The organism is Corynebacterium heidelbergense (genome assembly GCF_028609845.1).
Lineage (GTDB): Bacteria > Actinomycetota > Actinomycetes > Mycobacteriales > Mycobacteriaceae > Corynebacterium > Corynebacterium heidelbergense.
The window spans coordinates 1,455,226-1,480,143 of record NZ_CP063191.1 but is presented as its reverse complement, the minus strand read 5'-3'; the positions used below and the strand labels follow the sequence as shown (position 1 = coordinate 1,480,143).

Here is a 24,918-nt window from a genome sequence, read left to right as displayed (position 1 = left end):
CCCACCAGCACCCAATTCCCCCCGCACAAGGAGTAAGGAACCCCAACTGCCATGAGCACCCCGAACCGCATGACTGTCGGTGAGCGCACGGATTCGAACTTCACCACCTGGAGCGCGGCCGAGCTGGCGGAGAAGATCCACTCCCGCGAGATCAGTTCCGCGGAAGTGACCCGGGCCCACCTGGACCGCATCGCGGAAGCCAACGGTTCCATCAACGCCTTCCTGCACGTCAGCTCCGACGAGGCCATGGCCGCCGCCACCGCCGTGGACGAGGCCCTGGCCAGCGGGGACGAGCCCACCTCCCCGCTCGCCGGGGTGCCCCTGGCGCTCAAAGACGTGTTCACCACCACGGATGCCCCCACCACCTGCGGCTCGAAAATCCTCGCCGGGTACCGCAGCCCCTACGATGCCACCGTCACCCTCAAGCTGCGCGCAGCGGGCATCCCCATTCTGGGCAAAACCAACATGGACGAGTTCGCCATGGGATCCTCCACGGAAAACTCCGCCTACGGGCCCACCCGCAACCCTTGGGACCTGCAACGCACCCCCGGCGGCTCCGGCGGCGGCTCCTCCGCGGCCCTGGCCAGCGGGATGGCCCCCCTGGCCATCGGCACGGATACGGGTGGTTCCATCCGCCAACCGGCCGCGCTGACCGACACCGTGGGGGTCAAGCCCACCTACGGCACCGTCTCCCGCTACGGACTCGTCGCCTGCGCTTCCTCCCTGGACCAGGGGGGACCCACGGCCCGCACGGTACTGGACACGGCTCTGCTGCACGAGGTCATCGCTGGCCACGACGCGAACGACTCGACCTCATCCACCCGCCCGGTAGCTCCCGTCGTGAAAGCTGCCCGCCAGGGCGCCAGCGGGGACCTCAGCGGCGTGAAGGTGGGCATCGTCAAGCAATTCGAGCGCCCGGAGGCCCTCCAGCCCGGTGTACTAGAGCTTCACCGCCGCAACTTGGAACAGCTAGAAAGCCAGGGCGCGGAACTAGTAGAGGTGGACTGCCCCAACTTCGACCACGCGGTGAAGGCCTACTACCTCATCCTGCCCTCCGAAGTGAGCTCCAACCTGGCCCGCTTTGACGGCATGCGCTACGGCCAGCGCAAGGGAGACGACGGCACGCGCAGCGCGGACGAGGTGATGAGCCTCAGCCGCTCCGAGGGCTTCGGCCCGGAGGTTAAGCGCCGCATCATGATGGGCACCTACGCCCTGTCCGTCGGCTATTACGACGCCTACTACCTGCAAGCCCAGCGCGTGCGCAACCTTATCGCGCAGGACTACGCCAAGGCCTTTGAGACCGTGGACGTCATTGCCGCCCCGGTGACCCCCACCACGGCCTTCGGCCTGGGGGAAAAGGTGGGGGACCCCCTGTCGATGTACCTGTTCGACCTGTTCACCCTGCCCCTAAACCTCGCGGGCGTGTGCGGCATGTCCGTGCCGGCCGGCCTGGCGGAGGATACACAGTTGCCCGCCGGCCTCCAGCTCATGGGCCCCGCCCACGGCGACGACCGGCTGTACCGCGTCGGCGCCGCCTTCGAAGCCGGCCGGGGTTAGAGCAGCCCGCACTGCCCTAAAAACTCCACCATGCGGTGGCCGATGAGGGCCCGGTTCTGGCGTTTGACGAACTCGTGGCCCTCGTCCTCGAAGTACAGCAAATCCGTGTACATCCCGCGCTCCGCTAGCCGCTGGCGCATCTGAAACATCTCGCTCGGCGGCACATTCGTGTCGTTGCGCCCGTGGATGAATAGCACCGGTGCCCGCACCGCATCGGCGTGGCTCAAGGGGGAAAATTCGCCGAGCAACTCCCCATCTTGGATGGGGTAGCCGTACTTGGGGTAGGCGGCACTGGCGATCCACGGCTCCGTATCCCGGTAGAAGGTGTGCAGGTCGCTCATGCCGCAGGCGCAGATGCCCCCGGCGAACAGCTCCGGGAATTGGGTCAGGCCCATGAGCGTGAGGAAGCCGCCGTAGCTGCGCCCGGAGATGACAATCCGCTCCGGGTCCGCCACCTCCGCGCCGACGAGGAAGGCCACCGTATCCGCCACATCCGTGATCCCGGCGAACCGGCCGTACCGGTCATCGGCGTGCACGAAGTCCCGCCCATAGCCCGCAGAACCCCGGATGTTGGGGGTGAACACACTCACTCCAGCCCCAATGACCTCGCTGATCACGTCGTGGTGGTCCGGCCGGGATTGCCCCTCCGGCCCGCCGTGGAACAGCAGCAGAACGGGCTGCTTGCGACCGCGCACCCGCCGTCCCCGGGGATCGAGGCCCCGGTACAGCCAGCCGCTGAGTTCGCGGCCGTCTCGGGCGGTGTAGCGCAGCAAATCCGGGGTGTCGTCCCGGGTGCGGCGGGCCGGGTGGGGTTGGTCTTGTTCTCTTCGGGACGCCAACTCGATCTCGTGATGAGTATCCGGCACATTGTCCAACGAGTCGATCTCCCCAGTGCGGGTGGAAATGATGTCCACGCAGGGCGCGAGATTGGGACCTTCCGCAGTCACCGCCAGCAGGGAGCCGTCGTCGGTGATGGACAGCCCGGAGGTCACCATCCCCGGCAGCTTCACTTCCTGGCGGGAGGCCGGGTGCAGATCCGTGCCGAGGACCACGATCTCCAGCGTGGATACCCCATCTGCGGACCACGTGACCGCCGCCGTGGACCCGTCCCGGCTGACCACCGCGTGCTCTACATCGCAGCCCGCGGAGGCCATGAACACGCTCCACTCCGGGGTGCCCTCGCGCACCACGATGTGCAGCAGGCGCCGCCGGTTGGCGCCCCAGTCCCCGGCGACGAGCAGCGTCGGGTGCTCCTGCCCGCGGGTGAAGGGCAGGATGATTCCCTCGTCCACCGTGCTCCCCGGATCCGGGGGGAGCAGCGGGTGCCAGGAACCATCGGGGTGGTTGAGCAACAACTCCCGGTTGCCACGCGGGCCCACGCGCATGAGGGAGTAGCCATTCTCGGCATCCACGAGCATGCCGTCGGCTCGCCGATCCAGCACGCGGTACTCCCCGGTAAAGGGGTTGACCAACCGACCCTCGGTGACCCCGTCCGCGCCGAAAGCCGCGACCGCCAGGTGTTGCCCATCCCACTCCACAAGGGAGACGCGGGCATCCCCGGGGCTGCGCACCAGGGTGGCCCCGCTATCGGAGGGATCCGTTGTGACCAGCCAAATCTCCGAACGCTCCGTACCCAGCGGGGCCACTTCCAGGGCCAACCAGCGCCCGTCGGGGGAGTGCATCAGCCGGGTCACCGGGCCCTCCACGGGGATGCGTACCGGGCGCTCCGCCCCCACCCCGTTCGGCAGCAGGGGGGCCTGCACCGCATAGGGAAACCCCTCATCCCCCCGCACGATGAACGCGATCTCGTCGCCGTTGGGGGACAGTGAGGGGCCGTAGGTATGACGCACGAGCGTCGATTCTACGGGGCGGTGGAGGCCGCGCTGGGGTTGGTGGCGTCCTCAACCACAATCCACGTGTCCTTACCCCCGCCACCGCGAGAAGAATTAACCACCAGAGAACCGGCGGGCGCCACCCGGGTCAGACCCGCCGGAGCGGTCACCGCGGTCAACTCGCCCGGCCCGGAACCGGCCCGCAGGTGGGTGAACAGCCGCAGATCAACGTGCCGGGGCTGCATGCTCACGCCCTCGAACGTCGGCAGGGTGGACAAGCTCACCACCTCCTGGGCAATGAACTGCTCCGGGCGGACCTGCAACTCCTCCCGCCGCAGCGCGAGCTCTTCGTCGGTGGCCTCCGGGCCAATCGTGATGCCGGAGCCGCCATAGCCGTCGATGGGCTTGACCACCAGCTCGTCCAAGCGCTCGATGACCATGTCCCGCTGCTCGCGAATAGAGCACAAATACGTGGGCACGTGATTGATTAACGGCTTTTCCCCGAGGTAATACTCGATCATCTGCGGCACAAAGGCGTAAATTGCCTTATCGTCCCCGATCCCATTGCCCAGCGCATTAGCAATCGTTAAATGCCCCGCCGAAATGGCCGACTGAATGGGATAGCGCAAAGGCTCCCCATCGGCGCCCCGGGACGTGAGGAACATCTCCTCATCCTGGCGCAGGTAGGCCACATCCACCCGGCGCCGGGAACCGCTGGAGACCTCGTAGGCCACGTGATCCTCCACGACCAACTGATCCGGGGTAGCAATCGGGATGCCCGTCGCCTCCGAGATCTGCACCTGCTCGAAGAAACTGGGATCGTGCTGGCCCGGGCTGGCGATGACGATGTGCGGGTCCTCCCCAGCCCCCGGAGGTGCCGCGGCCAACAGCGTGTCGTAGAACATCGAATAGCAACCGGAGATGTCGTTGAGGCCTACCGGGGCCGTGTCAAACAACTCCGGGTAGTTGCGCTGGGACATTGCCCGCGCCTCCAGGGCGAACGTCAACCCGGAGGGCATGCGCACATTGTCCTCCAGAATTTGCCAACCATTGCGCTCCGAATAGATCAGATCCACCCCGCTGACGTGATTGCGCACACTTCCGCGCAGGGCCGTCTGACCCGCGCGGCGATAGCCCGGGGATTTATCCAAAATGTCCAACGGCAGGCGTCCGTCGCGCAAAATGGCCTGCTCCCCGTAAACGTCGTTGAGGAAGGCGTTGATGGCCTTCGCCCGCTGCTCCGCGCCGGTGGACAGGTGGCGCCACGTGGATTGGTCGATGATGCGCGGCATCATGTCCATGGAGAAGGCGCGGGCGTGGCTCTCCCCAGTCACGCGGAAGGTCACGCCCCGCACCGTGAGATCGCGTTCCGCACTGACCTGCTGGGTGCGCAGACCCACCGGACCCAATCGAGTCGCCGCCTCCACCGTCTGCTTGTATAGGTCGCGCGGCAGGCCCGCGGCATCGAAGGCCTCGTCGGTGAAATGATCCATCTCCACGCCTTCGATGGGGACGTAGGCCTTGAACACGTCCTCGTCCGTGCTGAACAGTTGCGTGGAATCCGTGGAACTCGCCGTTTCCGCGACCAGCAGGTCCATCACGTCGTCCGGTCGGCCGCGGCGGCGCAGGGCGCGGCGCTGGCGGAAGGCGCTGGAGCCGGCCATCACCGCGCGGCGAGCCAGCGCATCCACTCGCTCGAAATCCCCGGTGGCGGTCAGTTGCGGGCGCAGCAATTCCACGAGGTCCAGCAGCACCTCCCGCGCGCTCCTCGGCGCGGAGGTCTCCGGATCCAGCAGATCCCCCTCCATGCCGAAGCGCGCCGCCCGCCACGACGCCGCGCGCTGGATAGCCGGGTTCAGCGGCGGGGTGGGGGTGGCCATTTGAGATTCCCGCTCCACCAACGCGCGGAAGAGCGCGGCGATGGTGATGGTGGTATCCACCGAGGGGCAGGCATCCGCGATGCGCAGCTCCAGGCCGTTGCGCTGCTGGGAGGGGCGCAGATCGTAATAGATCATGCTGGGCCCCGAAATCACGCGGGCCTCCACCAGGCCGGAGACCAGCGCGTCGTATTCCGCGCTGGTGCTGGCCGGGGGGTGGGAGCCGGTGGTGGGCCAGCGGGCCCAGGCCAAGTAGCGGGAGCTGGCGTAGCCCGTATCCTGCCCCTCCGAGTTGAACGGGCTGGAGGCGCTGAGCGCCAGCAGCAGCGGCAGGTAGCGGCTGATCCCCGCCGCCACGGCGAGGGCCTCGTCCCGATCCGCGACCTCCACGTGGATCTGCGTGCCGCACACCAACTGCTCGCGGGCCAGCAGGCCATAGTCCGCCGACAATTTCCGGAAGCTTTCGTTGTGGAAGACCTCCACGGTGGATTTGGAGGCCATCGGCACCGTTCCCGCCGCGGCAATGGCCAGGCCCAGCTCGGCGGCGGACTCGTTGAGCGCCGCCCGGCGGTCCAGGAGGTCCTGGGTCAGATCCTCCACGCTGGCGTGCGCGGCGCTGGCGGACTGCACCACGCATTCCTGCATCTCCGGGGTGAAGCCGGTGGTGGGACGAGTTCCGGCGATGTCCCGCGCCCGGGCCGCCATGCACCGCGTTGCGGTGTCGATGAGCTGAAACTCCTCCTCCACTCGGATCGTTCGGTTACGGGTCCGAATAGGTGCATTCATAGCGTGCTTTCGTCGGGGAATGGCGTGGAATAGGTAGTACAAGCCTAGCCGTCACAGCAGCAGCCCCCGGCGATCCGCGCCCCCAGTTCACGCATTCGTGACGCGGCGGAAACACGGCGCGCGCGTAGGGTAGCGGGCATGAACTACACCGGAGATGGCTGGGCCGTCGGCCTGGACGGGTCCCGCCGCTGGGGCACGATGGGCGCGGCCGGCCTGTTCCTCACCACCTGCGACGCGCAGGGCCGCACGCTGGTCCTCATGCAGCACCGGGCGATGTGGACCAACCGCGGGGGCACGTGGGCCCTGCCCGGGGGAGCCTGCGACGTGGGGGAGACCCCGGAGGACACGGCCCTGCGGGAGACCTGGGAGGAGACCGGCGTGCGCGGCCAGGACGTGGAGATCCTGGCCTCCCTGGTCACCTCCACGATGGATCTGGACCACGTCCTGCGCCGCCGCCCGACGGAGCCCGGGGACGAGGAGCTGCTCACCCAAGCCCTGGGCGCCACGGACCCCCGTGCCGAGCTACAGGCACGCCCGATCACCCACCCCGAGCATGGGGGCAGGGCCGTGTTCGGCCTCAACGCCCGGTTCTGGTGGGAGGTGCCGGATCACAGCGCCACGCGCTGGACCTACACCACCGTCATCGCCCGCGCCCAGCATCAACTGGAGCTCAACGCCACCGCCGAAAGCCAAGACCTCAAATGGTGGCCGCTGGAGGATCTAGCCCAGCTAGACCTCATGCCGGAGTTTGCCGCCTCCCTGCCGGAGCTGGAGGAGGTCCTGGCCGCCGTCACGGCCGGGGACCCACGCCAGCTATAAATGTGCGCTATGACCGAAAAATCTCCGGCGGGGTCGGACGTGCGGCCCTGGCGCGCGCTCATCGCGCTGTGCGTCGGCTTCTTCATGATCCTGCTGGACCAAACGATCGTGGCCGTGGCCACCCCCGCCCTCCAGGCGGACCTCGGCGCCACCTACAACGAGGTCATCTGGGTCACTAGCGCCTACCTGTTGTTCTTCGCCGTACCCTTACTGGTCACCGGCCGGTTGGGGGACAAGTACGGGCCGAAGAACGTCTACATCCTGGGCATGGTGCTGTTCACCCTGTCCTCCCTGGCCTGCGGTCTGGCCCCCAGCATCACGTGGCTCATCATCGCGCGTGCCGCCCAGGGGCTCGGCGCTGCGCTGCTCTCCCCGCAGACCATGAGCGTGATAAACCGCATCTTTCCCCGGGACCGCCGCGGTGCCGCCTTGGGGGTCTGGGGTGCCACCGCCGGGCTGTCCACGCTGGTCGGCCCCCTGCTGGGGGGAGTGATCACCTCCCTGCTGAGCTGGCAGTGGGTCTTCCTGGTGAATGTGCCCATTGGCGTGATCTCCGTGGTCGCCGTGGCCAAGTTCGTGCCCACCTTCCCGCTGCTGAAGCGGCCCATCGACGCGTTGTCCATCGCCCTGTCCGTCGTGGCCATGTTCCTGTTCATCTTCTCCATCCAGCAGGGGGAGACCACAGGCTGGCCCTGGTGGATCTTTGCCGGGATGCTCGCCGCGGTGGGCATCGCCGCCCTTTTTATCCGACGCCAAGCCGCCGCCGCCAAAACCGATCGTGAACCCCTCCTTCCCCTCCCGCTGTTCGCCCGCCGCAGCTTCGCCTTCGGCAACATCGGCATCGCGGCCATGGGCTTTGCCGTCGCCGGGATGATGCTGCCCATCATGCTGTACCTCCAGCAGGTGCACCATTTCAGCCCCATGCGCGCCGGGCTCATGGTGGTTCCCATGTCCGTCGTCTCCATGATCTGCGCGCCCCTGGTGGGCCGACTCGTGGACCGCACGGATCCCCGCCCGGTGGCCATCGTGGGCTTCAGCATCATGGTGCTCACCGTGGCCCTGCTCGTCCTCGTCTTGCGCCCCGGCGTAAGCCAGTGGTGGATCCTGCCGGTCACCACCCTCATGGGCTTCGGCCACGCCGGGGTGTGGGCGCCTAACTCCACGCTGACGCTGCGGGACCTCCCGCACAAGTGGGCCGGCGCCGGTTCCGGTATGTACAACTCCACCCGCCAGCTCGGCGCCGTGACGGGAGCCGCCGTCATCGGGGCGGTCATGCAATGGCGCCTCGCGGTCGGGTCCCCGGGGGCCTTCGGCCAATCCCTCATCCCCGCCGCCGTGGTGCTGGCCATCGGCGTGTGGTCCGCATGGCGCGGGGCCGAGGACTAGCTACACTAAGGTCCATGCGTATTGCGACCTTGACCAGTGGTGGTGACTGCCCGGGCCTCAACGCCGTGATCCGGGGGATTGTGCGGACCGCTGCGGACCACGGCTCCACCGTCGTCGGCTTCGAAGACGGCTGGCAAGGGCTTCTGGAGGACCGCCGCCGACAGCTCTACGACGATGCCTTCATCGACCGCATCCTGCGCCGCGGCGGCACCATCCTGGGCACCGGGCGGCTGCACCCGGACAAGTTCAAGGCGGGGCTGGAGCAGATCAAGGCGAATCTCGCAGACGCGGGGATCGACGCGCTAATCCCCATTGGTGGTGAAGGCACCCTCAAGGGTGCCAAGTGGCTCAGTGATAACGGGATTCCGGTTGTGGGCGTCCCCAAGACAATTGACAACGACGTCAACGGCACCGACTACACCTTCGGATTCGACACCGCAGTGGCCGTGGCTACGGACGCCATCGACCGCCTCCACACCACCGCCGAATCTCACGACCGGGTGATGATTGTGGAGGTTATGGGCCGCCACGTCGGATGGATCGCCCTCCACGCGGGCATGGCCGGCGGGGCCCACCACATCCTCATCCCCGAGGTGCCCTTCGACATCGAAGAAGTGTGCAAGAAGATGCGCCGCCGCATGCAGTTGGGGGAGAAGTACGGAATCATCGTCGTCGCGGAAGGGGCCGTGCCCAAGCCCGGGACGATTGAGATGGACGCCGAAGAAGTGGACCAGTTCGGCCACATCAAGATGCAAAACATGGGCGCGCGCATTGCCAAGGAGATCGAGAAGCGCCTGGACGTGGACGTCCGCTCCACCGTGCTTGGGCACATCCAGCGCGGCGGCACCCCCACCGCCTTTGACCGCGTTCTGGCCACCCGCTACGCCGTGAACGCCACCAAGGCCTGCCTGCGCGGCGAATTCGGCAAGGTCACCGCCCTGCGCAGCGGCCACATCGAGATGATCAGCTTCGACGAGGCCGTGGGGCACCTCAAGGAGGTGCCGATGCGCCGCTACCAGACGGCGCAGGCGCTGTTCGGATAGCGGTGGGTATCATGTAGGACCATGACTGCCGCCGTGTACGACTACTCAGACGACGTGATGGATTACGCCGAGGTCCTCGAGCACTACGACCCGGTGATGGGCATGGAAGTGCACGTGGAGTTGTCCACGAAGACCAAGATGTTCTCCACCTCGTCCGCCGAGTTCGGCGACGCCCCGAACTCCAACGTGGACCCCTGCAGCCTGGGTCTGCCCGGGGCCCTGCCCGTCGTCAACAAGCAGGGGGTGGAGTGGGCCATCAAGATCGGCCTGGCGCTGAACTGCGAGATCGCGCCGCACTCCCGGTTTGCGCGGAAGAACTACTTCTACCCGGATCAACCGAAGAACTACCAGATCAGCCAGTACGACGAGCCCATCGCCCACGACGGTTACCTGGACGTAGTGCTGGAGGACGGCACCGAGTGGCGCGTGGAGATCGAGCGGGCCCACATGGAGGAGGACACGGGCAAGCTCACCCACCTCGGGGGCGCCAGCGGCCGCATCCACGGGGCCACTGCATCCCTGGTGGACTGCAACCGGGCGGGGGTGCCGCTCATCGAGATCGTGACTAAGCCCATCGAGGGCGCGGGGGAGCGGGCGCCGGAGGTGGCCCGGGCCTACGTCACCGCCCTGCGGGACCTGGTGAAGGCCCTCGGCGTATCGGATGCCCGCATGGATCAGGGCTCCATGCGCGTGGACTCCAACCTCTCCCTGCGCCCCAAGGGCACCCAGGAGTTTGGTACCCGCACCGAGACGAAAAACATCAACTCCCTGAAGTCCGTGGAGCAGGCCGTGCGGTTTGAGATGCAGCGCCAGGCTGCGTGTCTGAGCAACGGCGTGGACATCATCCAGGAAACGCGGCACTACCAGGAGACGGACGGCACCACCTCCAAGGGGCGGCCGAAGGAAACGATGGCGGATTACCGCTACTTCAACGACCCCGACCTTCCGCCCGTGTTGGCCCCAGCGGAGTGGGTGGAGGAGATCCGCGCCACTCTGCCGGAGATGCCGTGGATCCGGCGCGCCCGGATTAAGCAGGAGTGGGGCCTGAAGGACGAGGAGATGCGGGACCTCGTCAACGCTGGGGCCCTGGACCTCATCGTGGAGACCGTGGAGGCCGGGGCCAAGCCGGCGGAGGCGCGCTCCTGGTGGGTGGCCTATCTGGCGCAGAAGGCGAACGAAGCGGGTGTGGAGCTGGACGGGCTATCCATCACGCCCGCCCAGGTGGCCCGCGTGGCCCAGCTCGTGGCGGAGGGCAAGCTGACCAACAAGCTGGCCCGTCAGGCCGTCGATGGTGTGTTGGCCGGGGAAGGGGATGTTGACGACGTCGTTTCCGCGCGCGGCTTGGAGGTGGTCCGCGATGATGGGGCCATCGAGAAGGCAGTGGACGAGGCCATCGCGGCAAACCCGGACATTGTGGAGAAATACCGGGCGGGCAATAAGAAGGTCACCGGCGCTATCGTTGGTGCCGTGATGAAGGCCACCCGCGGCAAGGCTGATCCGGGGCAGGTCAACAAGCTCATTGCCGAGAAGCTGAAGTAGGTTTTTCTGCCGGACATGCCGCCGCAGATTCGCAGGTCTGCGCGCGGATCCCCCTAGGGTGAGGGGCATGAAGTTCCCGCAGAAGAAGCAGTCCGAAACCACGGCGGCCGACGACACACACAACGAGATCGCCCAAGACGTGGACGAGACCATCGACGTGCCTGACTACGAGGGCGGGAGCGTGGCCGCCAGCAAGAGTGCCGGGGCAGATACCACTCCGAAACGGGACATCTACGCCATGACGGGGCGGGCTCGCCCCCAGAAGATCGACGGGAAGAGCGCCCGGGAGGACGCCGCGACGGAAGTTATTCCCGCGCAGGGCGGCTATGAGGACACCGACTTCGCGGAGCAGCCCACGAAGGTCATTCACACCGAGAGCGCCTCAGCTCCCACCGAGATTTCCGCGGCACCCGCAACTACAACCGCGGACAGCACAGCCGATACCACCACGGACACCACAGCCACCGACACCACAGACACCACCACCCTCCCAGAGGCCAAGCCCGCCGACCCCACCCCCGGCCGCGGCACCACCGACTTCGGCCTGCTCATCCTGCGTGTCGTCACGGGCGCCCTACTGCTCGTCCACGGCCTGCAGACGCTGTTCACCTTCGGCGGGGACCCGGGCATCGACGCCCTGTCCACTCGCTTCGAGGCCTACCGGTTCCCGGACATCCTCGCCCTTGTCGTCCCCATCTCCCAGGTGGCCGCCGGTGGGCTCCTGGTGCTGGGTTTGCTGACCCCCCTGGCTGCCGCCGTGGCCTTCGTCATCACCGGCTTCCTGGCCCTGCACAACCTCAACACCTTCTCCGGGCAGCTCTGGCCTTATGCCCTCAACCCGATGGTGTACCTGTGGGCTCTGTTCGCGCTCATCACGTTCGGCCTCGTGTGGACCGGCCCGGGGCGCCTCTCCCTGGACCGGGCCCGGCAGTGGTCCACCCGGCCGCGGGTGTCCTCCACCCTGTTCGCGCTCCTAGGCCTCGGCGGGCTGATCGCCGGGTGGTTGCTGCTGGGTGGCGGCAACCCGCTGAACTAGCTAGAGGCTGTAGAGGCCTGGTCAAAGGTTGAAGGCTAGGTTGTAGGCCAGCGCCGCCATCATGAGGGCCACGGCGATATTGATCCACCGCCACACCGCCGGCTTGGACAGCGGCTTCGCCAGCGCAGCGGAGCCGTACCCCACCACCGGGAACCACAGGCACGTCGCCGCCAGCGACCCAAGCGCGAAGCACCACTTCTCCGGGCCGTACTGGTTGGCGACGGACCCCAACATCACGAAGCCGTCCAGGTAGGCCCCGGGATTCAGCCAGCACATGGCTAGGGCCAGCAGGATCGGACCCCGGATGCTGCGGGGTGCGCTCTGCTCCGTGCGTAGCGGCTGGCGTTCGCCGCCCGATTGGCAGTGATACACCCACTCAGCCTGGGTTTGGTCCGCACCCGCGCCACCCGTGGGGACAAGGGCGGGTTGTTTGACGGGCGCGGGGCTGGGGGCGTCCACAAGAGAAGAATCGACGAGGGCCTTCGGCCGGATGGCATCGCGAATGCAGCTAGCGCCGAACCACAGCAGATAGACCACCCCTGCCCAGCGCAGACCGAACATGAGCCAGGGGGCGCGCTCGATCACGGCGCCCATACCGAAAACCCCGCCGAGCACGAAAATCACGTCGCTGAGCATGCACACACCCACGATCACGCCGACGGCGCGGCGCTTCAAGCCCTGCTTTATGAGGAGGGCGTTCTGCGGTCCAATGGCCGCGATGAGGGCGATCCACAGGAGAAAACCCTGCCAGGCGGCGGATGGGCCTGGGGCGGTAAGCAGCGAGTTAAGCGACGTCATATCCACAGCTCACAGGGTAAGTATGGCCGCCCTCTGTAGACAATCTAAGTTAACTTCATATGGTTTAGAATATCTTCATGAACTTCGGGCACCTGGATACCCTCATTGCTGTCATCGATGAGGGCAGCTTCGACGGGGCCGCCTCTGCCCTGGGGATCAGCCCATCCGCCGTGAGTCAGCGCATCAAAAACCTCGAGCTCAGCGCGGGCCGGGTCCTGCTGCGGCGCACAAGTCCACCGACCGCGACGGAAGCCGGGGAGATCCTCGTGCAGACAGCGAGGCGGCGGCGGTTACTCGAGGCGGAGGCCACCGCGCAGTTGGAGGGGCAGGCGCTGACCATGCCGCTATCTGTAGTGGTCAACGCCGATTCCCTCGGCACGTGGTTCAGCGCGATCTTTCGGGACGCCAGCGCCGGGCGCCACACCGGCCTGCGCATCTGGATTGAGGACGAGCGGCACTCACTGGCGACGCTCAAGCGCGGGGATTGCCTGGGCGTGGTGACGACGGAGGCGCGGGCCGTGCCCGGGTGCGACAGCGAGTACCTGGGGGTGCAGCGGTATCGGCCGGTGGGGTCGCCGGGGCTCGCGGCGGATTTGCGGGAGGGGCGGTACGGCTGGGCGGATCTGCCCGCGGTGCGATTCGGGTCGAAAGACCTGATGGAGGCGCCGGTGCTGGCTGCGCACCTGGGGGAGCGGGGGCCGGCGGCGGGGCGGGTGGTGAGCCACGTGCCGTCCTTCGAGGGGATCAATCAGGCCGTTGCGGCGGGGCTGGGGTGGGCCATGATTCCGGAGGTCACCGCCGAGGAATGGATCGGGCGGGGTGCGATGGATCTGCTGAGCGATGATGTGCTGGACGTGCCGCTCTATTGGCAGCACTGGCGCGTGGAATCGCAGGTGGTGGAGAGGCTGGGCGACGCCATTCATGCTGCCGCCGCAGTGGGGTTGCGGTAGACAATTCTTCCGGACGCCGATAGCGGCGCGCTCCCCCCGCACCACCGGCCCGGGAGCGGTGCCCACCGCGCCGCCACACCCCACCGGCTGGGCAATCGAAAAACTATCCGATCGAACACCCACACCAACCCACCTGCGACCCCACCCCACCCAGCCGTTTTTACCGCCCCCATGCCCCCCAACCCAACATCACACCGGCAAAAACCCCACCCCACACACCAACCACCACCCCCCAACCCACACCGCACATATCCACACCCCCCGCACACCCAACACCCACACCTCAGGGCCAAGCTGCACGGGGCTTTCGGGTTCTACTTATTGAGGGAGGCGTCGGTAGCGCTACAAGTTGCGGTCGCGAAGGCACCTGTTGCCGTGTTTTCGCTGATCACGTTTCCGTCCTTGAGGATCTTGCACGTCACGGCGCCCGTATCATTCATGCCGTTCGTAGCGGTCGAGGTCGCGCCCAGAGGTCCCGTGATGGTTACCTCCTTGGTCCACCCAGCGGCAACACCCGTGTCCTGAGACGTGTTGGACTGCCCTGCGCTGTAGGTAACGGACGCATCCTTGGCGTCGCCCTCCACGGCGTACGAGATCTTGTGTTCCGCACTCATCTGCTTATCCACCTCGTTGGCCGCAGTACCGATGAAGGCGATACAACTGCCGAGCGCCAAGATGAACAGGGCAAGCAGGATCAGCGGGACCACGATGATCGGACGCTTGTACCAAGGCTTCTTCTGCTGACTCTGCGGATATCCCTGATACGGAACCTGCTGCGCATGCTGCTGACCGGCTTGACCGTATTGGGGCTGTGCCCCTGGTGCGGAACCGTATCCGGGTGCTTGCTGGCCGTACTCGCCCGATGTCGGCTGGCCCGAACCGGGCTGCGGGTATCCACCACCGCCATATGCCTCGCCGCCCTGACGGCTTTGACCATACTGGTTGCCGCTGAAGTGCTCTCGGCCGTACTCGTTGCCGCTCTGTGCGTGACCACCGTACTGGCTCTCACCATGTTGGTTGCCACCATATTGGTCACCGCCGGAATGCGGATTGTCGGCGCCATTGTTGGGCTGGCGGTTCGGGTCATGGGGTTGCGACATAGGTCGACCTCGTTCCTCCTCAGACGGTCAGGCTCCGCACATACGCGAAAACGGCTGACCCACAGAAAGTAGGCAGGATTGCCCACTTGCCGCCATTCAATGATGTTGGCAACAAAAGTGTGCCGTCCAATCGAAATGTCGCTGTCCCCCCGCGCTTATTACCGTCCCCCTCCGCACCCCCGAATGCCGTCCTACACTCGGCACCATGATCGTTGCATTCTCCGTGGCCCCGACTGAAACGCCCAACGCCCACGCGGACATGGCCGAAGCCGTGGCCCGGGCCGTCAAAATCGTCCGGGACTCGGGCCTACCCAACGAAACCAACGCCATGTTCACGCTGGTAGAAGGGGAGTGGGCGGAAGTGATGGATGTGGTCAAGCGCGCCACCGAGGCCGTGGTCGCCGTCTCTCCGCGGGTCAGCCTCGTCTTAAAGGCAGACATTCGACCGGGCATAACCGGTCAAATCACCGACAAGGTCGCTGCCGTGGACCGCATTCTCGCGTCAGGCGGCACGTCCACCCGATCTAACCCCACCTCGCCCGCAGAAACCCACAGAAAAACACCAACCAATGGCTGAGCTCCTCGGCGGAGTAGTGCACGAACTCCCCGCCGATCTGCGGGAAGCAATTACGGCGGAGAACGTGGGGGACCTGTGGAATGGGCTGACCCCACTCGGGCGCAACGAATTCGTCTGCTGCGTGGAAAACGCCAAACGCCGCCCCTGCTGCTGGCCCGGCTGCGATCACCGCGAACGCACGGGCAAGCCCTAGCGCACTTCCCGCACCGCACCCCGATCCGCAGAGGTCGCCATCGCGGCATATGCACGCAGGGCCTTCGTCACGGTCCGTGTGCGGGTCGTGGGTTGCCACGCGCTGTCGCTGGCGTCCATCTCCCTGCGTCGCTCCGACAACTCCTCAGCGGTGAGTTTCACCTGGAGCTTCCGGGCATTGACGTCGATCTCGATAATGTCCCCATCGCGGACCAGACCGATCACCCCACCGGCCGCCGCCTCCGGGGAAATATGCCCAACAGAAATACCCGAGGACCCGCCGGAAAACCGCCCATCGGTGATCAGCGCGCACTTCTTGCCCAACCCAGCACCCTTCAGGAACGCGGTCGGGTGGAGCATCTCCTGCATCCCCGGCCCACCGGCCGGCCCCTCATAACGGACCACAATCACGTCCCCCTCCTGGACCTTCCGCTCCAGAATCACGCGCACCGCGTCCTCCTGGGACTCCACCACCAACGCCGGCCCGGAGAATTGCCACACATCCGGATCGATGCCCGCAGCCTTGATCACAGCCCCGTCCTCGGCCAGGTTGCCGCGCAGAATGACCAGGCCCCCATCGGCCGTGTAGGCATGCTCCACATCGCGAATGCAACCCTCCGCCGAATCGGTATCCAGAGAGGACCAGCGGTTTTCCGTGCTGAACGGCTCGGTGGTGCGCACCCCACCCGGCGCAGCGTGGAACAGCTCAACCGCCTCCGGCGCCGCACCGGGCCCGCGCACATCCCACCGCTCCAACCAGGTCTTCAGGTCCGGCGCATGCACGGCCCGCACGCCCTCGTTCAGCTTCCCCCCGCGCCACAGCTCGCCGAGGATGGCCGGAATCCCCCCAGCTCGATGCACATCCTCCATGTGATAGTCGGAGTTGGGGGAAACCTTGGACAGGCAGGGCACCCGCTTGGACAGGTCGTCGATGTCCTGCAACGTGAACGGCACCTCGCCCTCCTCCGCCGCGGCCAGGATGTGTAGCACCGTATTCGTGGAACCGCCCATGGCCATATCCAAGGCCATCGCATTTTCGAAAGCTTCCCGCGTCGCGATGCTGCGGGGCAGAACCGATTCGTCACCCTCCCCGTAATAGCGGTTGCACAGCTCCACGATCGTCGTGCCCGCCCGGGTAAACAGGTCTCGGCGCGCGGCGTGCGTCGCCAGGGTGGACCCATTGCCCGGCAGGGACAACCCCAGCGCCTCCGTCAGACAGTTCATGGAGTTCGCGGTGAACATCCCGGAACACGAGCCACAGGTGGGGCAGGCCGCCTGCTCCACGCTCAGTAACCCCTGCGCATCCACCCGCTCCGAGGCGGAAGCCGAAATCGCGGTAATAAGGTCCGTCGGTGCCTGCACCACCCCATCCACGGAAACGGTCTTGCCCGCCTCCATCGGCCCGCCGGAAACGAAGACCACCGGGATGTTCAACCGCATCGCGGCATTCAACATCCCCGGCGTGATCTTGTCGCAGTTGGAGATGCACACCAGGGCATCTGCGGCGTGGCCGTTGACCATGTACTCCACCGCATCCGAGATCACCTCCCGGGAGGGCAGGGAATAGAGCATTCCGGCGTGGCCCATTGCAATGCCGTCGTCCACGGCGATGGTGTTGAATTCTCGAGGGACGCCACCAGCGGCGCGCACGGCGTCTGCGACGATGTCCCCCACATCCTTGAGGTGGACGTGGCCGGGAACGAACTGGGTATAGCTATTCGCGATGGCGACGATGGGCTTGGTGAAATCGCTGTCGGTCATGCCGGTGGCGCGCCACAGGGAACGGGCCCCGGCGGCGTTGCGGCCCTGGGTGGTGACGCTGGACCTCAAGGGGATTGCAGTCATGGGTTACTTCTCGTTTGTTGTCGTCTTCGATTCGGTGGTGGGGTGGGTGGCGGAGTATTCCTCGCGGCGCTGCTTTTCGTAAGCCGCGTACTCCTCCCGGTCCATGAGCACGGCGTTGCCGTCCTTATTGACCACCTGCACCATGTTCTCGGCGCGTTCCCTGGCCGGGGTCACCGGATCTGGGATGCGCCCGCGGGTCTTTTCGTTGAGCTCGACCAAACTGTTGAAGGTCACTCCGGGCAGCCACATCGTGGTGTCGTTGGCCCCCGCTGCGTAGGCGCGTCCCCCGCGATTAAACCGGATCGCGGAGAATTCATTCCACGGCATGGTTTTCCGCCCGCGGAAGAGGGTGACGGCCGTGATGCCCCGGTTGTCCACGTGCGTGCGCACCCGCATGATCCACACGATGAACAGAAGGGGCAGCAGCGGCACCCAGAAGAACCACCGGACGTTGTAGCCGGTGAACATCAGGCAGATAAGAAACATCACACCAGCAGCGAGGATGTGTTCCCTGCTGGGCCGGAACACGCTGGGTTGGACTTCGCCCCTGCCCTGCGGTGAATGGTGTTCCGCACGCTCCGAGCGGCTGGTGTTGTGCTGTTCCGGTTGACCCATGTGGGCCATTTAACCAGTTAGCCGGCCTGCCCCCCGCCTGCGGCCTCCGGGCCGGTGCCTGTGTTGGCCCCCGTGGCGCCGTTTCCGGTGTCGGCGCTGCCGCCGTTGTTGGGGTTTGGGTTGAGATTGGCTTGACCAGTGGGGTTGGGGTTGGCCTGACCGGTGGGGTTAGTGCGCGTGGGGTTGGGGTTTGTGGGTTCCTCCGGGGTGGTGGTTTGCGGCTCGGTCGTGTCCTCCGCCGTGTTCGGTTCGGTGGGGGTGGGGGTAGCCGGGGCCGAGGTGGCCGGGGTGCGGTGTTCCTTGTAGCGGTCCGGGGATAGCCAGCCGGTGGATCCTTCGGAGGGGTTGGACGCCGCCAGCGACAGCGCTCCCACCAGGATCAGCGCGAGGATGAGGACGGTGGTGGAGACGCGGGTGCGCCCGTTGAGGCTGAGCCAGCGCTGGATCTTGTTGTCGTATTCGACGTTGCGCCAGACTCCCTTGCCCCTCGTGTCCTTGCCGTCCGTGTCCTCGGTGGCGGCAGTCTGGGCCTGGGCGGGTAGGGGGCGGCCTCCAGTCGGATTGCCGCTGTGGGACTGATCGCCAACGCGGGCGGCTCCGGTGTCCGGGTCCGTGTCGAGATCGCCGGGTGTGTGCGGTGACGCGGCTGGGTAGAGCTCGGTGGGCGCGTCCGGATCCGCCTGGGGCAGTCTGCTGGTCTTGTCCGCGATGGGCGACGGTGGCGTAGAACCGTCGAGCACGCTGGATACGGCACTGGACAGGTCGGAGACGTTGAAGCGATCCCAGAACGTGTTGACGATGGCGGAGCGAATGGCGCGTTCTGCGGCCCACTGGCGGGCTGGCACGACGGTAACGGTAGTGCGGAATGTAATGGCCCAGGGTTGTCCGGCGGCCAGCGGTTGGACGAGCTTCATCGCGGGTAGGACGTCCAAATCGCCGGTGATGTCCCCGGCCACCTGCGGGTCCTGGACGGCCCGGTGCGCGGCGGCGCGGACCTTCTCGGTGAGGTGGTCCATGGATTCGCCGGGTTGCAGGGGAATCTCGATGTCCACAACAGCGCGGGACCATTCCTGGGAGTAGTTGGTGACAACTCCCGCAGAACCGTTGGGGACCATGACCGTCTCCCCGGCTGGGGTGCGGATGCGGGTCGCGCGCAGGGTCAGTGCGACCACAGTCCCTTCCACGGCACTGCTGGGGCCGTCGAAGCTGACGTAGTCGCCCACGCCGAACTGGCGCTCGGAGATGATGAAGAACCCGGCGACGAAGTCCTTGATGACGTTCTGCGCGCCAAAGCCGATCGCGGCGGATACGACGGTGGCCGGGATTGCCGCACTGGTGGCGGGTACCCCCAGGTTGGCGAGGGCCAGCATGACCACCACGAAGAAGGCAATGGCCTCCAATACGTAAACCAGTGCGCCGAGGAGGGCGAGTCTGCCCTTCGTGGCCTCCTCCGCCGAGTCGAAGCGCTGCGAGATGACCCGCACAGCGAGCCGCCCAATGCGGGGGATGAGGATCGCCACGATCAGCAGTGCTGCCAGCGGCAGACCGTGATTGACCAGGAGCGACCACAGCTGGATTAGGTAGTAGATCACCAAATTCATGGCCTTACCCTAGCCAATCGCTCTTCGCTCCCGGCTGGAGTTGGCCTGCGGGTCCCCCGTCAGTGGGCGGACAGTGACGACAGTGGCCGTTCCGCTAGGTGAGACGGCGCGTACTACCTGCCGGGAAATCGCCGGTGAAAACGTTTGACTTGGCGAAGCAATCATAACTAGAGTTGCTCGCATGATGAACACGCGAATTCAGCGAGTAGTACTTCCCCCGGGGCGCCGTTAGCCTCGTCGAAGTAGCTCGATGAACCCGGCGCCCCCGACCGGCCCCCCGCAGTGAAAGCGGAGGCCGACACTTCGGGGGCGCTTTCGTCGGTCTCGGGCCAGTTGTTCACACTTCCCCCTCTCATTCCCCTGCAAGGAGCGACAACGACGTGACCGACACTTCACGCTCGCAACCCTCGCCAGCCACGCTGGCGCAGCACACCAAGAAGCGCCAGCCGGAGCGCATCAACGGCGCGCAGGCCATCGTGCGATCCCTCGAGGAGCTCGGCGCGGACGTAGTCTTCGGCCTCCCCGGCGGGGCAGTGCTGCCGCTGTACGAGGCCCTCTACGATTCCACGAAGCTCAACCACATCCTGGTTCGGCACGAGCAGGGTGCTGGACACGCCGCCACCGGGTATGCCCAGGCGACCGGACGGGTGGGGGTGTGCATCGCCACCTCCGGGCCGGGAGCCACGAACCTGGTCACGCCCATCGCGGATGCCAACATGGACTCCGTTCCGATGGTCGCCATCACCGGGCAGGTGGGCAAGAACCTACTGGGCACGGACGCCTTCCAGGAGGCGGACATCCGGGGTGTGACCATGCCCATCACCAAGCACAACTTCATGGTCACCGCGCCGGAGAACATCCCGGCCGCGATTGCGGAGGCCTTCCATGTTGCCTCCACGGGGCGGCCCGGGGCTGTTCTGGTGGATATCCCGAAGGACGTCCAGAACGCGGAGCTAGACTTCGTGTGGCCCCCGAAGTATCAACTGCCCGGGTACCGGCCGGTGACCACCCCGCATTCCCGCCAGATCGACGAGGCCGTGCGCATCATCAGCGAGGCCAAGAAGCCGGTGTTGTACGTCGGCGGGGGTGTGATCAAGTCCGAGGCCTTCGACCAGCTCAAGCGGTTTGCGGAGGCCACGAACATCCCGGTGGTGACCACACTCATGGCCCTTGGGGCCTTCCCGGAGTCCCACTCGCTGCACATGGGCATGCCCGGAATGCACGGATCCGTTCCCGCCGTGGCTGCCCTGCAGAAGGCGGATGTCATGATCACGATCGGCGCGCGCTTCGACGATCGCGTCACTGGCCAGTTGGAGACCTTCGCCCCGGATGCCACGGTGATCCACGCCGATATCGATCCGGCGGAGATCGGCAAGATTCGGGATGTTCAGGTGCCCATTGTGGGGGATGCCAGCGAGGTTCTGGACGCCCTTTACAGCGCGTATAACGGCGCCGGTTACGCCCAGCCCGATACCAAGGACTGGTTGAACTATCTGAACAAGCTCAACCGGGAGTTCCCCTTGGGCTACGAAGAGCCGGAGGACGGCAAACTCTCCCCGCAGTTCGTCATCCAGACGCTGTCGGACATCGTCGGCCCTGAGGCCGTCTACTGCGCTGGCGTGGGCCAGCACCAGATGTGGGCCGCCCAATTCGTGAAGTACGAAAATCCGCGAACCTGGTTGAACTCCGGGGGCCTGGGCACGATGGGATACGCCATCCCCGCCGCCATGGGCGCGAAGGCCGGTGCCCCGGAGAAGGAAGTGTGGGCCATAGACGGGGATGGCTGCTTCCAGATGACCAACCAGGAGCTTGTGACCTGTGCGGTGGAGAAGTTGCCGATCAAGGTGGCGCTGATCAACAACGGCAACCTCGGCATGGTGCGCCAGTGGCAGACACTGTTCTACGAACAGCGCTACTCCCACACGAACCTCAAGCCGGGGGAGACCTACCTGCCGGACTTTGTCATGCTCGCCGAATCCATGGGCTGCGAGGCCATTCGTGTGGAACGCGAGGAGGACGTGGTTCCAGCGATCGAGCGGGCCCGCAAGATCAACGACCGCCCCGTCGTCATCGACTTCATCGTGGGCGAGGATGCCCAGGTGTGGCCGATGGTCGCCGCCGGTACCTCCAACAACGAGATGCAATACGCGCGCAACCTGCGCCCGCTTTTCGACGATGAATCTTCCGCGGCCGAGACCCCGGACACCATTCACGACGTGACCCAGGAAGGGGAACAGATCTAATGGCCAGCGCGCACGCTTTATCAGTCCTGTGTGAGGACGTCGAGGGGATCATCTCCCGCATCTCGGGCATGTTCACCCGCCGAGCGTTCAACATCGTGTCGATCAGTTCTGGGCGCACGGAGGTAGATGGCGTCAATCGCATCACCATCATCGTCGAGGGCGAAGAGACCGTGGTGGAACAGATCACCAAGCAACTCAACAAGCTCATTCCGGTGATTAAGGTCTCCCGACACGATCCGGACACCCTCGTGGCCCGCGGTCTGCTCATGGTGAAGGTCTCCGCAGATAACTCCAACCGGATGCAGGTAGTGGAGGCCGCCAAGCTGTTTCGCGCTCACGTCGTGGACGTGGGTCCGGACTCGCTGATCATCGAGTCGACGGGTACGCCCTCCAAGCTGCAGGCCCTGCTGGATGTGCTGGAGCCGTTTGGCATCCGCGAGCTGGTGGAATCCTCGGTGACCGCGATGAGTCGGGGGCCGAAGGCGATGTACCCCGCGAAGCTTTAGCTGGGCGGCTCCCGGCCCCAGTTTCACGATATGGGCGCTCGCGTCCCGCTCAGTGAAACGATCCAACTGCTATAAAAGAACAAAGAACCCCATCGAAAGGACACAACTTCCCCATGGCTATCGAGCTGCTCTACGACGCCGACGCTGACCTGTCCATCATCCAGGGCCGCAAGGTCGCGGTCATCGGATACGGGTCCCAAGGCCACGCACACGCCCAGAACCTGCGGGAATCCGGAGTGGAGGTCGTCATCGGCCTGCGTGAAGGCAGCAAGTCCCGCGCCAAGGCGGAGGAGGCGGGCTTCACCGTGAAGAACAACGCCGAGGCCTCCGAGTGGGCAGACGCCATCATGCTGCTGGCTCCCGATACCTCCCAGGCCAGCATCTTCGAAAAGGACATCGCCCCCAACCTCAAGGATGGGGATGCGCTGTTCTTCGGCCACGGCCTCAACATCCACTTCGGCCTGATCAAGCCCGCGGAGAACATCACCATCGGCATGGTCGCCCCCAAGGGGCCGGGCCACCTCGTGCGCCGCCAGTTCGTGGACGGCAAGGGCGTGCCCTGCCTCATCGCCATCGAGCAGGACCCGAAGGGTGAAGGCAAGGAACTGGCTCTGTCCTACGCTGCCGCTATCGGCGGCGCCCGGGCTGGCGTCATTCCCACCACCTTTGAGGCCGAGACCGTCACCGACCTCTTTGGTGAGCAGGCTGTGCTGTGCGGCGGGACGGAAGAACTGGTGAAGACCGGCTTCGAGGTGCTCGTGGAGGCGGGCTACGAGCCGGAGATGGCCTACTTCGAATGCCTGCACGAGCTGAAGCTCATCGTGGACCTCATGTTCGAGGGCGGCATTAAGAACATGAACTACTCCGTGTCCGACACCGCCGAATTCGGTGGGTACCTCTCCGGACCGCGTGTTATCGACGCCGATACCAAGAAGCGGATGAAGGACATCCTCTCCGATATCCAGGACGGCTCCTTCACGAAGCGCCTGGTCGCCAACGTGGAGGGTGGCAACAAGGAGCTGGAGCAGCTTCGGGCTTCCTACAACGACCACCAGATCGAGAAGACCGGTGAGAAGCTGCGGGATTTAATGAGCTGGGTGAAGAACCCCCTCGACGCCACGGCCTAAGCGACCGTCTCTTCGGCTGTCGGGCAGCAGATTTTGGGGTTGGGTTGACCCTCCTGCTGGGGGAGGGACCAGGTTGTTGGTCATGGATGATTCACCAGCCCAGGACCTTACGGTCGGCCAGGCCGCTGCGTTCCTCGGTGTGACGGTCAAGACCCTCCACCATTGGGATCACATCGGCCTACTTACCCCCCAGTGGCGCAGCTGGGCGGACTATCGCCTATACACATCTGCGGAACTACGCCGGGGCCAGAAGATCCTGGTCTACCGCAGTGCAGGTGTGCCGCTGCAGGAAATCGGCTCCATCTTGGACGGGGCTGGCGACGAGTTGTCCATTCTGCAACACCAGCACGAGCTGCTTACCCGAAAACGGGTAGAGGTCAGCGACATGCTGGATTCGATCGACAGTCTGATCCAGGAGGCAATAGCTATGTCCGATCACAACATTGACCCCCGTCGAGCCAAAGAGATCATGGGGGACAAGTTCCACGAAGAGTGGCACGAGGAAGCCCAAGCCCGATGGGGGCACACCCCGGAATGGGGCCAAGCCATGGATCGCATTGCCCAGCTCGAACAGCCGGAATGGGATCGATACCAGGAGCAGTTCTCCAGACTGGGGGAGGAGCTCCGTCAGGCCCACGATGCGGGGGTGCGCCCCGATTCGGCCCGAGCTGCAGAGCTCGTCGCCGAGCATCGTAGCATCGTCGGTTGGTGGTACGAGTGCACGCTGCCGCGGCAGGTTCTGCTGTGCCGCGTCTATACGCAGGATGAGCGCTTCTCCGATTTCCTCGGGCGGGCCAACGACGGGACTCCTCTAGTTTCCTATCTCGCGGAGTTGGTCAACGCCACCGCCCGCGCGAAAGGCCTAAACCCGGAAACCTGCACTTGGGATTAACCGGCCCCTACACCTCGCGGATTTTGCTCGGGTCCCCCAAGCGCTCGCCGAGCCCGACCAACACCGCGAACACCACACCGATTGCCAGGGCCCCGTAGACCCACACCCAGTGGGCGCGGGGCCCAAAGGTTTTCGCAATGACCGCTCCGAGGAGACCGCCGAGGGTATTCATCAGCACGTCATCGATGTCGCTGAAGCCCAGGGAGAAGACGTACTGGGCGGTTTCCATGGCCACGCTCGCTGCCGCGCTGAGCAGCGTCACCGCCAGGACCCAGCGCCAGGGGCGCGGTTGGTCGGAGGAGCGCTGGGCGAGGTGGCGTCGATAGATGAAGACGAACAACAACACCCCAAAGGGCACAAAGAATCCGACGTTGCCCACGTACCCGAACAGCGGGGCGAACCAACTGCTGCCCTCGCGGATCTCGCGCAATACGGCGAGGGACAGGCCCCGCTGATGCTGACGGGCGGGATCCCAGAGATACCCAATGCGGTAGAAGGCCTTGAGCATTGTCAGCGCGACCATAACGGTGGCGTACACAACGAAAGCTAGGGCGCTCACTGGTGTGGATGGGCGAAGTCGGGGCATAACCTGCCACG

General features: G+C 65.7%; 21 protein-coding genes. 13 read left to right on the top strand and 8 right to left on the bottom strand.

Annotation, left to right across the window (positions count from 1 at the left end):
* Nucleotides 1-51 precede the first annotated feature (51 nt).
* Nucleotides 52-1,557: an Asp-tRNA(Asn)/Glu-tRNA(Gln) amidotransferase subunit GatA gene (gatA, locus tag CHEID_RS06555; protein ID WP_112769566.1), complete on the top strand. Its 1,506-nt coding sequence runs from the start codon at nucleotides 52-54 to the stop codon at nucleotides 1,555-1,557.
* Here gatA and CHEID_RS06550 read toward each other — a convergent pair.
* Together CHEID_RS06550 and CHEID_RS06545 are read right to left on the bottom strand one after the other, a co-directional pair.
* Nucleotides 1,554-3,407 (bottom strand): S9 family peptidase, encoded by a 1,854-nt coding sequence (locus CHEID_RS06550; protein WP_273661016.1) that lies wholly within the window; start codon nucleotides 3,405-3,407, stop codon nucleotides 1,554-1,556. The genes gatA and CHEID_RS06550 overlap by 4 nt on opposite strands.
* A gap of 11 nt (nucleotides 3,408-3,418) precedes the next feature.
* Nucleotides 3,419-6,052: a carboxylate--amine ligase/circularly permuted type 2 ATP-grasp protein gene (locus CHEID_RS06545; protein WP_112769564.1), complete on the bottom strand. Its 2,634-nt coding sequence runs from the start codon at nucleotides 6,050-6,052 to the stop codon at nucleotides 3,419-3,421.
* Between the two features lie 138 nt (nucleotides 6,053-6,190).
* On the opposite strand from CHEID_RS06545, the gene CHEID_RS06540 reads away from it, so the two are divergent.
* The 5 genes from CHEID_RS06540 (at nucleotide 6,191) to CHEID_RS06520 (ending at nucleotide 11,875) form a co-directional block, all read left to right on the top strand.
* Entirely contained in the window at nucleotides 6,191-6,871 is a 681-nt protein-coding gene (locus CHEID_RS06540) for an NUDIX domain-containing protein (protein WP_112769563.1), read from the top strand.
* A 9-nt stretch (nucleotides 6,872-6,880) separates the two neighbouring features.
* Complete coding sequence (locus CHEID_RS06535; RefSeq protein WP_238599325.1) at nucleotides 6,881-8,257, top strand: DHA2 family efflux MFS transporter permease subunit; 1,377 nt, start codon at nucleotides 6,881-6,883, stop codon at nucleotides 8,255-8,257.
* 14 nt (nucleotides 8,258-8,271) lie between these two features.
* A complete protein-coding gene (locus CHEID_RS06530) occupies nucleotides 8,272-9,300 on the top strand; it encodes an ATP-dependent 6-phosphofructokinase (RefSeq protein ID WP_112769561.1) in 1,029 nt (342 codons plus the stop codon).
* Between the two features lie 21 nt (nucleotides 9,301-9,321).
* A complete protein-coding gene (gene gatB / locus CHEID_RS06525; RefSeq protein ID WP_112769560.1) occupies nucleotides 9,322-10,839 on the top strand; it encodes an Asp-tRNA(Asn)/Glu-tRNA(Gln) amidotransferase subunit GatB in 1,518 nt (505 codons plus the stop codon).
* A gap of 67 nt (nucleotides 10,840-10,906) precedes the next feature.
* Nucleotides 10,907-11,875: a DoxX family protein gene (locus tag CHEID_RS06520; protein WP_112769559.1), complete on the top strand. Its 969-nt coding sequence runs from the start codon at nucleotides 10,907-10,909 to the stop codon at nucleotides 11,873-11,875.
* Between the two features lie 21 nt (nucleotides 11,876-11,896).
* On the opposite strand, the gene CHEID_RS06515 is transcribed toward CHEID_RS06520, so the two are convergent.
* The gene (locus tag CHEID_RS06515) at nucleotides 11,897-12,673 is read right to left on the bottom strand and encodes a LysE/ArgO family amino acid transporter (RefSeq protein WP_112769558.1); all 777 of its coding nucleotides are present in this window, start codon (nucleotides 12,671-12,673) and stop codon (nucleotides 11,897-11,899) included.
* Nucleotides 12,674-12,750: 77 nt separating this feature from the next.
* Between CHEID_RS06515 and CHEID_RS06510 the strand changes: the two genes are divergently transcribed.
* On the top strand, nucleotides 12,751-13,623 hold the full coding sequence (locus tag CHEID_RS06510) for an ArgP/LysG family DNA-binding transcriptional regulator (RefSeq protein ID WP_273661014.1): 873 nt from the start codon (nucleotides 12,751-12,753) through the stop codon (nucleotides 13,621-13,623).
* A 314-nt stretch (nucleotides 13,624-13,937) separates the two neighbouring features.
* Here CHEID_RS06510 and CHEID_RS06505 read toward each other — a convergent pair whose 3' ends face one another.
* The gene (locus CHEID_RS06505; protein ID WP_112770318.1) at nucleotides 13,938-14,723 is read right to left on the bottom strand and encodes an MmpS family transport accessory protein; all 786 of its coding nucleotides are present in this window, start codon (nucleotides 14,721-14,723) and stop codon (nucleotides 13,938-13,940) included.
* Between the two features lie 205 nt (nucleotides 14,724-14,928).
* Here CHEID_RS06505 and CHEID_RS06500 point away from each other — a divergent pair, with 205 nt between their 5' ends.
* Nucleotides 14,929-15,300, top strand: a complete 372-nt coding sequence (locus CHEID_RS06500; protein WP_112770317.1) for a thiamine-binding protein — start codon at nucleotides 14,929-14,931, stop codon at nucleotides 15,298-15,300.
* Nucleotides 15,293-15,493, top strand: a complete 201-nt coding sequence (locus CHEID_RS06495) for a YdeI/OmpD-associated family protein (protein WP_112770316.1) — start codon at nucleotides 15,293-15,295, stop codon at nucleotides 15,491-15,493. Before CHEID_RS06500 ends, CHEID_RS06495 begins: the two co-directional genes overlap by 8 nt.
* Here CHEID_RS06495 and ilvD read toward each other — a convergent pair.
* The 3 genes from ilvD to CHEID_RS06480 are packed head-to-tail and all read right to left on the bottom strand — an operon-like array spanning nucleotide 15,490 to nucleotide 19,553.
* Entirely contained in the window at nucleotides 15,490-17,337 is a 1,848-nt protein-coding gene (ilvD, locus tag CHEID_RS06490) for a dihydroxy-acid dehydratase (RefSeq protein WP_112770315.1), read from the bottom strand. The two genes, CHEID_RS06495 and ilvD, sit on opposite strands and share 4 nt — an antisense overlap.
* Before the next feature lie 3 nt (nucleotides 17,338-17,340).
* Entirely contained in the window at nucleotides 17,341-17,952 is a 612-nt protein-coding gene (locus CHEID_RS06485; protein ID WP_112770314.1) for a PH domain-containing protein, read from the bottom strand.
* Between the two features lie 17 nt (nucleotides 17,953-17,969).
* Entirely contained in the window at nucleotides 17,970-19,553 is a 1,584-nt protein-coding gene (locus CHEID_RS06480) for a mechanosensitive ion channel family protein (protein WP_273661011.1), read from the bottom strand.
* 380 nt (nucleotides 19,554-19,933) lie between these two features.
* Here CHEID_RS06480 and CHEID_RS06475 point away from each other — a divergent pair, with 380 nt between their 5' ends.
* From CHEID_RS06475 to CHEID_RS06460, 4 genes are all read left to right on the top strand, one after another.
* Nucleotides 19,934-21,796, top strand: coding sequence for an acetolactate synthase large subunit (locus tag CHEID_RS06475; protein WP_112769863.1), 1,863 nt, complete (start codon nucleotides 19,934-19,936; stop codon nucleotides 21,794-21,796).
* Nucleotides 21,796-22,302 carry an acetolactate synthase small subunit gene (gene ilvN, locus CHEID_RS06470; RefSeq protein ID WP_112769864.1) on the top strand — a complete coding sequence of 169 codons (507 nt, stop codon included), beginning with the start codon at nucleotides 21,796-21,798 and terminating at the stop codon, nucleotides 22,300-22,302. Before CHEID_RS06475 ends, ilvN begins: the two co-directional genes overlap by 1 nt.
* Before the next feature lie 113 nt (nucleotides 22,303-22,415).
* Complete coding sequence (gene ilvC, locus CHEID_RS06465; protein ID WP_112769865.1) at nucleotides 22,416-23,429, top strand: ketol-acid reductoisomerase; 1,014 nt, start codon at nucleotides 22,416-22,418, stop codon at nucleotides 23,427-23,429.
* 82 nt (nucleotides 23,430-23,511) lie between these two features.
* Entirely contained in the window at nucleotides 23,512-24,321 is an 810-nt protein-coding gene (locus CHEID_RS06460; protein WP_112769866.1) for a MerR family transcriptional regulator, read from the top strand.
* Nucleotides 24,322-24,328: 7 nt separating this feature from the next.
* Here CHEID_RS06460 and CHEID_RS06455 read toward each other — a convergent pair whose 3' ends face one another.
* Nucleotides 24,329-24,907, bottom strand: coding sequence for a VanZ family protein (locus CHEID_RS06455; protein ID WP_112769867.1), 579 nt, complete (start codon nucleotides 24,905-24,907; stop codon nucleotides 24,329-24,331).
* Between the last annotated feature and the right edge of the window lie 11 nt (nucleotides 24,908-24,918).